A 12628-nucleotide genomic window follows, 5' to 3' on the forward strand; every position below is an offset into this window, starting at 1 on the left:
TGACGCAGGGCGGTGTTTTCGGCAGTCGTGTTACGGCTGAATCAGATGCAGAAAGATTTCAGCGGCGGGAAGCCGTTGAATTCAATCGCACTGTAAGTGGTGGTGTAAGCACCGGTGGAGAACCAGTACAGACGGTCACCCATAGCCAGATTCAGCGGCAGTTCGTACTTGTAGTTTTCGTACAGAATGTCCGCGCTGTCACAGGTCGGGCCGGCCAGTACCACTTCTTCGGTTTCGCCCTTTTTCTCCACAAACAGCGGATACTTGATGGACTCATCCATGGTTTCGATCAGGCCACCGAATTTACCGATGTCGGTAAATACCCAGCGGTGCAGGCTGGTGCGGTCTTTGCGGCTGATCAGGACCACTTCGCTCACCAGCAGGCCGGCGTTGGCCACCAGCGAACGCCCCGGTTCCAGGATGATTTCCGGGAACTCATCACCAAAGTCTTCACGCAGGAAACGGGTGATTTCTTCGGCGTAGGTTTTCAGGTCGTTGGTACGGCTGATGTAGTTGGCCGGGAAGCCACCGCCCAGGTTGATCATGCGCAGGTTAACGCCGTCTTCGTCTTTCAGACGCTCAAAAATTACCTTCACTTTGGCAATCGCAGAATCCCAGGCGCCAATGTCACGCTGCTGTGAACCTACGTGGAAGGAAATGCCGTAAGGCACCAGACCCAGGTCACGGGCCAGCAGGCACAGGTCCATCGCCATATCGGTCTGACAACCGAACTTACGTGACAGCGGCCAGTCAGCGGTTTCTGAACCTTCGGTCAGAATGCGCACAAATACGCGCGAACCCGGGGCGGCCTTGGCAATGTTGCGCAGGTCGGCTTCGGAATCGGTAGCGAACAGGGTAACGCCTTTCTCGTAGAAGTAGCGGATATCCTTAGGCTTTTTAATCGTATTGCCGTAGCTGATACGATCGCCTGTCACACCCTCGGCCATTACCTTGTCCAGCTCATAGCGGGACGCCACGTCAAAACAGCAGCCACGGTCACGCAGAATACGCAGCAACTCCGGCATCGGATTCGCTTTAATGGCGTAGTAGGTTTTGGCGTAAGGAAAGGCTTCAATCAGCTCATCCAGCTGACGGGTGAAGGTCTTACTGTCCAATACCATAAAGGGGGTATCGTGCTGGTCGGAAAAAGTCTTAAGACGGGCAAAGGTCTCGGCGTCGTAGTAGTCTTCAGGCTTGATAACCATTGGGCTCGCTACCTCCTTACTCGGTAGTGATAAGAGTGAAAAAAGTCGCGCAAAGATAGGCTTATCTGAGCTGATGTACAGCGATAATTCCTTGTCTTAACGATCATGGTTTGTGATCGTAACACGACTGGCGATCAGTTTCTTTGCTCAAAGCCGGCTGATCATTTCTGCAGAACAGTGTTACCAAACCGCTTCGCTTACAATCTTAGCCCCTCTCGGCTAAGGTGTCGGGCTGTTTTTCAACCAATTTGTCCTCGTCATTATGCTCCGACTGTTTGAACGTTTTGTGAACCCCTTTCCGCCCGAACACCCGCAGCAACCCCCACAGGGGCTGTATGCGTTTTGCCGTCATTACACCCGCGGGCTGGAATGGCCGCTGCTGACCATGTCAGTGCTGACGGCGCTGATGGCCACGCTGGAAGTCACGCTGTTCAGTTTTATGGGCGAACTGGTGGACTGGCTGGTACAGAAAACCCCTGACACCCTGCTGCAGGAAGAAGGCTGGCGCCTGGGCCTGATGGCGGTAACACTGGTGGTGATTATGCCGACCGTGGTGTTCCTGCATGCGGCTCTGGTACATCAGACCTTGCTGGGCAACTACCCGATGCGCATCCGCTGGCAGGCCCACCGCTATCTGCTGAAGCAAAGCTTATCTTTTTATCAGGACGATTTTGCCGGCCGGATTGCTACCAAGGTCATGCAAACCGCGCTGTCGGTGCGCGAAACAGTGATGAAGCTGCTGGATGTGATGGTGTACATCCTGGTGTATTTCACCTCCGCGCTGGTGATCGTGGCGATGGCCGACTGGCGCTTAATGCTGCCCATGCTGGCCTGGCTGCTGCTGTATATCGGCGTACAGCTTTATTTTGTGCCGCGGTTGAAACAGGTAGCCACCGAGCAGGCCGATGCCCGTTCGGCCATGACCGGCCGCATCGTCGACAGCTACACCAACATCCAGACGGTGAAGCTGTTTTCCCACACCGACCGCGAAACCGCCTACGCGCAGGATTCCATGCAGGGCTTTATGGATACCGTGTACCGGCAAATGCGCCTGGCCACCGGTTTTAACGTAGCGGTCAACACCATTAACTACCTGCTGGTGTTCGCCGTGGCGGCCTTGTCGATTGCGCTGTGGCTGGACAGTGCCATCAGCGTTGGTGCCATTGCCATTGCCATTTCACTGGCGCTGCGCATTAACGGTATGGCGCAGTGGATTATGTGGGAAGTAGGCGCGTTGTTTGAAAACCTCGGCACGGTGGCCGATGGCATGCAAACCCTGGCCAAACCGGCGCAGATTGAAGATGCCAATAATGCCGGCCAGCTGCAGGTACCACAGGGTGAAATCCGCCTGGAGCACGTCGCTTTTCATTATCCGGGTCACGATGGCAAACCCGGCCGCGAGGTGTTCGGCGACCTGAACATTCATATCAAAGCCGGTGAAAAAGTCGGCCTGGTTGGCCGCTCCGGCGCCGGCAAATCGACGCTGGTGAACCTGTTGCTGCGTTTTTATGACCTGAACGGCGGCCGCATTCTGATTGATGGCCAGGATATCCGCAGCGTCACCCAGGATTCCCTGCGCAAGCATATTGGTATGGTTACTCAGGATACCTCGCTGCTGCACCGCAGCGTGCGCGACAATATTCTGTACGGCAAACCCGATGCCAGCGAAGCGGAACTGCTGGAAGCCTGTCGCCAGGCCGAAGCCGATACCTTTATTGTCGACCTGTACGATCCCGACGGCAACACCGGGCTGGATGCCCAGGTCGGTGAGCGTGGCGTAAAGCTGTCCGGTGGCCAGCGCCAGCGTATTGCCATTGCCCGGGTGCTGTTAAAAGATGCGCCTGTTCTGATTCTGGATGAAGCCACCTCAGCACTGGATTCGGAAGTGGAAGCCGCCATTCAGGCCAGCCTGTACCGGCTGATGGAAAACAAAACCGTCATCGCCATTGCCCACCGGTTATCGACCATTGCCGCCATGGACCGCCTGATTGTGCTGGACGAAGGCCGCATTGCCGAACAGGGCACGCATCAGGAACTGATCGCCCGGGGCGGCATTTACGCCCAGCTGTGGGCGCACCAGACCGGTGGATTTATCGGCGACGACTAAACCGAGTTATTCAGAGGATCCCCAGCCCCGCCCTCTTGTTTTTCCAGCGTAAGCGGGGTAGCTTCTGTTTATTATTTTTTATTACCGCCGTCCGGCAGCGCAGCATATTAATGACTGCGCCTGCTGTTTTTTAACGGCGGCTGTTTATTGATTGTGAGGATAGTGTGAGTACAAAACCCGAAATTATTCTGTCGGCACTGGATCTGGAACGCCTGGAACGCTTGCTGGAAAAAACCCAATTCCCGGGTAAAGACGAACTGGAATCGGAACTGGAGCGGGCCAATGTCATGGACCCGAAGGATATTCCCGGTGATGTCGTCACCATGAACTCCACCGTGCGCTTCCGCGAATTACCGGACGATGCCGAATTCAGCCTGACCCTGGTGTATCCGAAAGACGCTGGCCAGGAAGGTACGGTATCCATTCTGGCACCGGTTGGCGCCGCGCTGCTGGGTTTATCAGTGGGTGCTGAAATTGAGTGGCCAAGCCCGAAAGGCCGGACCCTGCGCGTCCGTATTGAGGAAATTATCTACCAGCCGGAGCGCGCCGGGGAATTTCACCGTTAATCGTTATAATATGGATTTTTTGCGCCAAACCGGTCACAAATCCGCCTGCTCCGGTTCAGCTGACCGGTAACGGGTAATATACTGCCGCCTTCATTTGTGCAAGGAGGCAGTATGCCCATTAAGTTTTCTGTTCTTACCCGTCCGTTAAAAGAAAAAATCCGCAATACCGACCACACCGAATTAAAAAGCTCCGGCTTCTGGATTGGTCATTTCCTGATGATTCTGGCCACCATTATCGGTGTTTATCTGGCGGCTCAGGCCGGTTTAAAACAAGCCATTCTGTTTGATGAAATTACCAGCCTGCAACGGGGCCACCACGTACGCTCCGCTCTTATTGATGAATTACAGGATAATATTCAGTTGCTGACGGCTTATAAAGAAAACTACCTCAGCAAACAGATTTCTGGCCAGGAATTACAGCAAAACAACCCGGACTTATCTTTTTACATCTGGACCAGCATGCAGCAGTCACCGGTTACCCTGGAAATTCCCGGTTATTTCCTGAATGGTATCCAGCGCTTTTACCGCGATGTAAATGACATTATTGGCAAAGCTGAACAGCGCACCTATGCCGCCAGCCATGCCAGAAAATTATTGGATGAACAGCTGCAACAGATAAACAGCACGCTGTTACCGCAGCTGAAAAAGAATATCAGCGAACTGGAACAGCGGTTGTTGCAGCACAATATCCGCATGCCGGATTACAGCAGCGTGAACGAAGGACAACAGTAATGGCCAACAAAGGCTGCCCGGTTTGCCGCCACAGCATTCTGACGCCCACGCAATACCACAGTCAGGAAATTGATGCCTGTTATCACTGCGGTGGCCTGTGGTTTGAAAAGGATGAAATGAACAGCGTGTTGTCGGCCATTGATAATGGCCATGACAACGTCGATTTTACCGGCCAGCTGGGTAAACGCTCCGGGGTTTCCCAGCGTCAGTGCCCCGATTGCCAGAAATCGCTGCAGCATTATCAGTTGCTGGAACATTACGATCTGGAAGTGGATGTTTGTCACGGCTGTGACGGCGTTTGGATTGACCGCGACGAAATTGCAGCGGTACAGCAGTCACCACGGCTGCGTGAAACGCTGGAAAAACTGAACACACAACCTAACTGGAAAAGCTGGGTATTTCAGTTTTTATCGCAAATGCCGGTGGAATATAACATCCGCCCGCACCGCACCCCCTGGGTTACCTGGGCCCTGGTGCTGATCAATGTGCTTATTTATTTTTCTTATGCCGGCAGCGATAACAGCATGATGGCGGCCATTACCAGTTTTGGCAGCACCCCGGCCGAGTTAGCCAATGGGGACCAGTGGTGGACGCCGTTAACCGCTACCTTCCTGCACGGCAGCCTGCTGCATCTGGCCGGTAATATGTATTTTCTGTGGCTGACCGGCGACAACCTGGAAGACGCACTGGGCCACTGGCGTTTTCTTGGGCTGTATTTATTGTGTGGACTCGGTGCCGGTTTAATCAGTGTGCTGATGAACTGGAACAGCAATATTCCCAGCGTCGGTGCCAGTGGTGCCATTGCCGGTTTATTCGGCATGTATATGCTGTGGTTCCGCCATGCCAGCCTGACATTTATGATTATTGTGTGGCAGAAAAAACTGTCGCCATTCTGGTATTTCGGTATCTGGCTGGGTATTAACCTGCTGGGTATGGTGGGGAATGAAGGCGGGGTGGATTATTGGGCCCATATCGGTGGATTTGTTATCGGCATTATTATCGGTCTGAGTATGCACCGCTGGGTAATGGCACAAAATCCGTTACTGCCATTATTAGCCCAGCCGCAGGCGCGGGTTTTACGCTGAGCCGATAGCTGAAATCATTAAAGGGGATGAACAATCAGCCCACCAACAGGGTGGGCTGATTAAGGTGTTTATAAAAACGAGCTGCGGTCCCGAAAGGGCTTCGGCTCTTTATCTTTACCCGCCAGGCCATTGGCCATGGCAATTTTCTGATTTTTACGTCCCAGTAACCGTGCCTGCACCCAACGCTCCCAGCGCAACGCTTTCCAGGTATCGGCTTTCCAGGTTTTCTTGAATAAATATTTGGTGGCGGCAATGGCATCCGGTGATTTGCCGGCAATCATTTCGGCCAGTTTTTCCGCTTCCGCCAATGGGTCGGCAGCCAGCTTGCTGATCAGACCGTATTCATAACCTTCAGTGGCCGGAAACTGACGGCCGGTCATGGTCAGTTCCTGAGCGATATCCACCCGGGTTAAACGCGATAAGGTAGCCATGCCGCTCATATCCGGAATCAGGCCCCATTTCATTTCCATAATCGACAGGTTGGCGTCCGGCGTGGCGATGCGGTAATCGCAGGCCAGCGCAATCTGCATACCACCGCCGAAACAATTACCGTGAATGGCGCAGATCACCGGCACCGGCAAATCACGCCAGCAATGGGCAATTTCCTGCGCCAGATTCTGTTTGGTCCAGGGCCATTTAAGAAACACTTTCGGAATCATCATCGGGTCTTTGGCCACGGCCTTAAAATCCAGCCCGGCGCAGAAGGATTCCCCTCTGGCCGCCAGGATTACCGCGCGCACGCTGCGGTTTTTCCGCAGCGCTTTGGCGGTGGCAACCATTTCCCTGAACATGGCCATATCCAGACCATTGAGTTTTTCCGGCCGGTTCAGCCATACCCAGGCGATATGATCGCGGATTTCACACACAACCCGTTGTTCAGTGCTCATACATTATTCCTGCTCGTTCATTCAGCCAGATGGCCCACAGCCGGCATCATTCCACAGCACTGGCAGACCCGCCATGATCATTCCGGACATTGGCGTAACCGTTACTAACAGCAACCTTATGCAGTCGCTGTTATTCCCAGCCTGTGCTGTGTTCACGCACCAACGACGCCAGCAGGCCGATATGGTCGGGGCGGTCGTTCAGGCAGGGAATATAGTGGTAGTCCTTGCCGCCGCTGCGCAGAAACAGTTCGCGGTTTTCCACGTCCAGTTCTTCCAGGGTTTCCAGGCAGTCTGCGGCAAAGGCCGGGCTGATCACATCCACCCGCCCAAGGCCTGCTTTGCCCCAGGCTTCCAGGGTGTAATCGGTATAGGGCTTCACCCACTCTTCGCGGCCAAAGCGTGACTGAAAACTACAGAGCCACTGTTCTTCGCTAAGCCCCAACTCGCTGGCAACCGCCGCCGCGGTAGCACGGCACTGTGACGGGTAGGGGTCACCACGGTCTTCGTAGCGCTGCGGAATGCCGTGGAAGGACAGCAGCAGCTTGTCGCCAGTGCCATGCCGGGCCCGGTATTCACGTACCGAGTCGGCCAGCGCCTTAATGTACTGCGGATGCACGTGGTATTCGTTCACCCAGCGGGTTTCCGGCAGGTGCGGGCAACCTTTTAAACCGGTCGCCAGACGGTCATACACGGCGGCGGTGGTACTGGAGGAAAACTGCGGATACAGCGGCAACACCAGCATCCGGCTGACCCCGGCCGCCCGCAGCTCACGACCGGCCTGTTCCATGCTGGGTTCGCCATAGGTCATGGCCAGCGTTACCGGAATATCACAGCCGTACTGTTCTTTTAAGGCCGCCGCCAGTGCCTGTTGCTGACGGCGGGAGATGGCCATCAGCGGTGAGCCCTCGTCTGTCCACACCGAAGCGTAAGCTTTGGCCACCCGGCGCGGCCGGAAGCGCAGAATAATCCCGTGCAGAATCAGCCACCACAACGGGCGTGGTACATCCACCACCCGTTTGTCCCACAGAAACTCGGCCAGATATTCCCTTACGGCGGCGGTGGTCGGTGCTTTCGGGGTACCCAGATTCACCAGCAACACACCAAAAGGGGGACGTTGGGCTGTCACAGTCTGCTCTCCTGCCTTGTATAAGTTTTGTTGAAGTTTAACCGAGCGGCCGGGCCGGGTCATCCACAGCCTTTGTATGCCTCTGATAGCCCGGATTAATCAGCCCAACAGGTTGCCTGGCGGCTCAACAGTGCGTTCCGTTTGCGCTACTCGGCAACCCCATTCGTAGCCGTTACAATGGCGGCTCTTTTCTTGTTCCACCGGATTCCCATGCCTGCCCTTACCTTACCATTGCCCGTTCTGCTGGCGATGCTGACGGCTATTTCCCCATTAGCGGTGGATATGTATCTGCCCGCCATGGCCATGATGGCCAGCGACCTGCACACCGATATTCACTGGGTGGAATTGTCGGTCAGCGCCTATCTGATCGGTTTTGCCATCGGCCAGCTCAGTGGCGGCCCGCTGTCCGACCGCTGGGGGCGCAAACCGCTGATTATCAGCGGCCTGCTCATTTTTACTCTCAGCAGTTTTTTCCTGATCAGCACGGCAGACCTGACCCAGCTATTATGGTTGCGGGTACTGCAGGCGCTTGGCGGCGGCCTGGCCACCGTTAACGCCGCTGCCATTGTGCGCGACTTGTTCCGGGGCGCCGATGTCGCCCGCACCTTGTCGATGGTGGCGATGATTACCATGATGGCTCCCCTGCTGGCGCCGGTACTGGGGGCGATAACACTGAACTTCAGCGGCTGGCGCACCATTTTCTTAACGCTCACGGCTTACGGTGGCATTGCGCTGTTGCTGCTCAGCTGGCAGTTGCCGGAAAGTCACCCACCGGCCGCCCGCCATAAGCGCTGGCCCTGGCAGGATTACCGCCGGGTTATCGGCCACCCCCGGGCACGGCGTATTCTGCTGGCACTGAGCCTGTCGTACAGCGGTATGTTTATCTTTATTACGGCCTCGCCCTATCTTTACCTGGAACATTTTGGCCAGTCGCCGGAGCGCTTTCCGTGGCTGTTCGGCGCCAATATTCTGGTGATGATGGCCATGAACCGCCTGAACATTGCGCTGCTGAACCGTTACCACAGCCAGGTCATTCTGCGCGCTGGCTTAATTCTGCAAGCCGCTTGTGCCTCGTTGCTGGTGCTGGGTTTTGCGCTGCAGCCACAAGTTAGCCTGTGGCTGATTTTGCCGCTGATTATGGTGTTTATCGGCAGCCTGGGCCTGATTGGTGCCAATGCCATTGCCATGGTGCTGCACCACTTCCGTGACATCAGCGCCACCGCCAATGCCCTGGCCGGTGTCTTACAGTTCTGTGGCGGTGCGCTGGCCGGGCTGATCTGGTCGCAACTGCACGATGGCTCACCACTGCCCATGGTCGGCCTGATGCTGGTTACGGCGGCGCTGGCGTTGCTGATGTTGTTCCATCTGCCGGCAGAACAACCCGCTGACAGCAACGAGCCTGTCCACTGATGAAACAATAGCGGCTTGATCTCTGAGCCCTGTTACAACAGAATGAACGTTCATTCCGGATGATCACTATGGATAAACGCGAACAAATTCTTGAAGCCACCGCTGATCTGATTGCTGAGCAGGGTCTGCAGGATTGTCCGATGGCCAAGGTCGCGCGCCATGCGGGTTGTGGTGCCGGTACCATTTATCGCTATTTCAGTACCAAAGATGAACTGGTGCAGCAGCTGTATCTGCACCTGAATGAAAAAATGGCCCAGCACTGCCTGTCCGGATTAAGCGACGCGGAGTGTATCCGTAAACGCTTTGACCATTTCTGGGGCAGTTTTTACCAATTTTTACGCGCACATCCGCGCGAAGTGTGTTTATTTGACCAGTTGTGGGCATCGCCGGTGATTTGCAGTGAATTGCGCGAGCAAGGCATGCAGACCATGCATCAGGAAATCATCAGGTTGCTGGATGACGGCAAGCAAGCCGGACTGATCAAGCCGCTGGCCGATGAACTGTTGCTGACCATGACCTTCGGCAGCTTGTTTACCCTGCTGAAGAAGCAGCTGCAAAAACCCGGAACGTTTACCAAACCGGTGCAGCTGCAGGATTTACTGAATATGTGCTGGGACGCCATCTGCGTACACAGCCATTAACACCACTGCCACAGGCAGTATCCGGGGCAACAGCCCCTTTTTATGACACTTTAAGCGGAATGAACATTCATTCAGGCTGGACAACAGGAGCAGAACATGAACAAACAGGCTGCCACAACCACTACCGCAACCCTGCCCCACACCCACAGTGTGGCCGGCAAAAGCCGCCAGCAGACGGCTTTTTACGATGTTTTAACCCAGTTAACCCTGCAGCAACTGCGCCAGCGGGCCAGCCAGCGCAGCTGAGCAGACAGACTCAGTGACGGATGGCCTCTTCGCCACCATCACTGTCGGCAAAGGTAGCCGGTAGCACGGACAGACGGTTTACGATCAGCACGCTGTGGTCAGGTATTAATACCTGACTGTTGCTGAACACCGGGTCCAGCAGAATGCAGGTCGCATCCACAGAATCCAGCCCGACAATAATGGCCAGCGGATAGCCGTAACGGGTATTCAGCGCCACCACATCGCCCATTTCCAGCTCTTCCCGCTCAGTAATAAAGTCATCCCCGGTCAGTTCGTCCGTTGGCCATGGGGTTTTGAAGCGTGCCAGAGCCACCAGCTGCACAATGCCCTGAATCACGCTGTCGCTGAGGTTCAGTTCGACATCGCCTTCCAGTTCTTCATCGGCCAGCCGGTCGAGCAGGGTCATAAACAAATCGGAATCTTCTTCCGACCAGCGCAGGTCGACCGGATGGGTGCTGCTGCGGTTGGAGCGGAAACTCACTTCGGTGGGAAACTCAGTCGGTGTCTGGTCGCTGACACCGGCAGGCATTAACAGACTCACGGCTTCAAAACCGCTTTGATCATGGTCGCTGATACGCCAGAACAGGGGTTGCATCTCTGTGCTCATAAGATTTACTCCGTTGCTACCGGGTGAGAGGAGCCTGCATGCAAAGGGTGAATTGTGCCTCCGTTTGATTACCAATAGTCCTTATATAGCAGCGCCCGCCAGTGCATACAAGCACCGGCCGGCATCGCCGGAACGGGTTAAAGGTCGTCGCGGGGCGGGAAAAAGTGGGTCGGAAAATGCGTAACGTTGGATTTCATATCCGGTTCCAGCGCTTCGGTAATGCGCGGCGGGCCTTCGCTGTCCACCTCATCAATACGGATAACTGCCGGTAAAGGAATAAAGGTACGCTTCACACCCTGAAAGGTGCTTTTCAGCTTTTCCTCACCCGGATCCAGCACCAGTGCCGAGCGCTCACCGAACACCAGCTGCTCCAGCTCGATAAAGCCGTACAGATCGCTCTGATACAGGTAACGGGCGTATATTTCATACACCTCACCCTGCTGCTGAAATACCACCCGGTACAGGGGTTCTGTTTTGTCTTTACTGCTCATGGAATGTCTTTCCGGACTGAGGAACCGGCAGCGCCGGTTTGCGGGCGCGCAGTATAACACGCAGCCCGCGCCGCCGCAGCCGCCCGCACTGGCGATATGCCCTTACGAAGCAGTATAATGCCCGGCCATTTATCCCTGCTGACGAGGCCGGACACAGCGTTATGACTGATCAGGTGAAAAAACTGTACATCAAAACCCACGGTTGCCAGATGAACGAATACGATTCATCGCGCATGGCCGATATGCTGGGTGCCAGTCATAAGATGGAGCTGACCGACAATCCGGAAGAAGCGGATGTGATTCTGCTGAACACCTGCTCGATCCGCGAAAAGGCGCAGGAAAAAGTGTTCCATGAACTGGGCCGCTGGAAAGGGCTGAAAGCCAAAAATCCCGACCTGAAAATCGGTGTGGGCGGCTGTGTGGCCTCCCAGGAAGGCGATGCCATTATCAAGCGCGCGCCCTTCGTGGACATGGTGTTCGGCCCGCAAACCCTGCACCGCCTGCCAGACATGGTGAACAAAGCCGCCAACGCCATTCAGGTGGTGGACGTTACCTTCCCGGAAATCGAAAAGTTCGACCACCTGCCGGAACCGAAAGTGGACGGCTGCAGCGCCTTCGTCTCTATTATGGAAGGCTGCTCCAAATACTGTACCTTCTGCGTGGTGCCCTACACCCGCGGTGAAGAAGTCAGCCGCCCGCTGGCCGATGTATTGAAAGAAGTGCAGTCACTGGCCCGTCAGGGCGTGCGTGAAGTAAACCTGCTGGGTCAGAACGTAAACGCCTACCGTGGCGCCACCGAAGACGGCGACATGGCCGATCTGGCGGAGCTGATCACGCTGGTGGCCGATATCGACGGCATCGACCGCATCCGTTTTACCACCTCACACCCGCTGGAATTCAGCGACAGCTTAATTCAGGTGTACGCCGAAGTGCCGGAACTGGTCAGCCACCTGCACCTGCCGGTGCAAAGCGGTTCCAACCGCATTCTGGCCGCTATGAAGCGTGGCCACGAAGTGGATATGTACATTGATAAACTGGAGCGCATCCGCGCCCTGCGGCCGGATATTTCCTTCTCGTCTGACTTTATCATCGGCTTCCCGGGGGAAACCGCTGACGATTTTGAAGACACCATGAACCTGATCAACCGCATCGGCTTCGATACCTCGTTCAGCTTTATTTACAGCCCGCGCCCCGGCACCCCGGCGGCGAACCTGCCCGACGACACCCCGGACGAGGTAAAAAAGCAGCGCCTGCAGATTCTGCAAACCCGTATCGTGCAGCAAGCCATGCAGATCAGCCGCCGCATGGTGGGCCGTGAAGAGACCATTCTGGTAACCGGCGTATCAAAAAAAGACCCGGGCGAACTGGCCGGCCGTACTGAAAACAACCGGGTGGTGAACTTCCGCCACCACGACCACAGCCTGATCGGCAAGTTTGTGAAAGTGCGTATCGAAGACGCCTACCCGAACAGCCTGCGTGGTATGGTTCTGAATCCTGAAGCCGCCTACTGATCATCCTTAAACCA

At 55.5% G+C, this 12628-nt stretch carries 13 protein-coding genes; 8 read left to right on the forward strand and 5 right to left on the reverse strand.

The features are described from left to right. Positions 1-41: 41 nt before the first annotated feature. Positions 42-1205 (reverse strand): type III PLP-dependent enzyme, encoded by a 1164-nt coding sequence (locus tag GJQ55_RS10375; RefSeq protein ID WP_228344894.1) that lies wholly within the window; start codon positions 1203-1205, stop codon positions 42-44. A 262-nt stretch (positions 1206-1467) separates the two neighbouring features. Here GJQ55_RS10375 and GJQ55_RS10380 point away from each other — a divergent pair, with 262 nt between their 5' ends. The 4 genes from GJQ55_RS10380 (at position 1468) to GJQ55_RS10395 (ending at position 5695) form a co-directional block, all read left to right on the forward strand. Further along, on the forward strand, positions 1468-3312 hold the full coding sequence (locus tag GJQ55_RS10380; RefSeq protein WP_228344895.1) for an ABC transporter ATP-binding protein: 1845 nt from the start codon (positions 1468-1470) through the stop codon (positions 3310-3312). A 164-nt stretch (positions 3313-3476) separates the two neighbouring features. Further along, the gene (gene rnk, locus GJQ55_RS10385; protein ID WP_228344896.1) at positions 3477-3878 is read left to right on the forward strand and encodes a nucleoside diphosphate kinase regulator; all 402 of its coding nucleotides are present in this window, start codon (positions 3477-3479) and stop codon (positions 3876-3878) included. A 111-nt stretch (positions 3879-3989) separates the two neighbouring features. Further along, the gene (locus GJQ55_RS10390) at positions 3990-4610 is read left to right on the forward strand and encodes a hypothetical protein (protein WP_228344897.1); all 621 of its coding nucleotides are present in this window, start codon (positions 3990-3992) and stop codon (positions 4608-4610) included. Further along, complete coding sequence (locus GJQ55_RS10395; RefSeq protein WP_228344898.1) at positions 4610-5695, forward strand: rhomboid family intramembrane serine protease; 1086 nt, start codon at positions 4610-4612, stop codon at positions 5693-5695. The genes GJQ55_RS10390 and GJQ55_RS10395 overlap by 1 nt, the downstream gene beginning before the upstream one ends. Before the next feature lie 68 nt (positions 5696-5763). On the opposite strand, the gene GJQ55_RS10400 is transcribed toward GJQ55_RS10395, so the two are convergent. Further along, positions 5764-6582, reverse strand: coding sequence for a crotonase/enoyl-CoA hydratase family protein (locus GJQ55_RS10400; RefSeq protein WP_228344899.1), 819 nt, complete (start codon positions 6580-6582; stop codon positions 5764-5766). 130 nt (positions 6583-6712) lie between these two features. Next, positions 6713-7708 (reverse strand): ferrochelatase, encoded by a 996-nt coding sequence (hemH, locus tag GJQ55_RS10405; RefSeq protein WP_228344900.1) that lies wholly within the window; start codon positions 7706-7708, stop codon positions 6713-6715. Positions 7709-7918: 210 nt separating this feature from the next. Here hemH and GJQ55_RS10410 point away from each other — a divergent pair, with 210 nt between their 5' ends. From GJQ55_RS10410 to GJQ55_RS10420, 3 genes are all read left to right on the forward strand, one after another. Next, a complete protein-coding gene (locus GJQ55_RS10410) occupies positions 7919-9118 on the forward strand; it encodes a multidrug effflux MFS transporter (RefSeq protein WP_228344901.1) in 1200 nt (399 codons plus the stop codon). 68 nt (positions 9119-9186) lie between these two features. Continuing rightward, positions 9187-9759, forward strand: coding sequence for a TetR/AcrR family transcriptional regulator (locus GJQ55_RS10415; RefSeq protein WP_228344902.1), 573 nt, complete (start codon positions 9187-9189; stop codon positions 9757-9759). 96 nt (positions 9760-9855) lie between these two features. After that, positions 9856-10005: a hypothetical protein gene (locus GJQ55_RS10420; protein ID WP_228344903.1), complete on the forward strand. Its 150-nt coding sequence runs from the start codon at positions 9856-9858 to the stop codon at positions 10003-10005. Between the two features lie 10 nt (positions 10006-10015). On the opposite strand, the gene GJQ55_RS10425 is transcribed toward GJQ55_RS10420, so the two are convergent. Further along, positions 10016-10612, reverse strand: coding sequence for a hypothetical protein (locus tag GJQ55_RS10425; RefSeq protein ID WP_228344904.1), 597 nt, complete (start codon positions 10610-10612; stop codon positions 10016-10018). Between the two features lie 137 nt (positions 10613-10749). Next, on the reverse strand, positions 10750-11103 hold the full coding sequence (locus tag GJQ55_RS10430) for a DUF1820 family protein (protein WP_228344905.1): 354 nt from the start codon (positions 11101-11103) through the stop codon (positions 10750-10752). A gap of 161 nt (positions 11104-11264) precedes the next feature. Between GJQ55_RS10430 and miaB the strand changes: the two genes are divergently transcribed. Further along, on the forward strand, positions 11265-12614 hold the full coding sequence (miaB, locus tag GJQ55_RS10435; RefSeq protein ID WP_228344906.1) for a tRNA (N6-isopentenyl adenosine(37)-C2)-methylthiotransferase MiaB: 1350 nt from the start codon (positions 11265-11267) through the stop codon (positions 12612-12614). Positions 12615-12628 lie beyond the last annotated feature (14 nt).

Source organism: Venatoribacter cucullus, from assembly GCF_016132445.1.
In the GTDB taxonomy this organism is placed as follows: Bacteria; Pseudomonadota; Gammaproteobacteria; order Pseudomonadales; family Oceanobacteraceae; genus Venatoribacter; species Venatoribacter cucullus.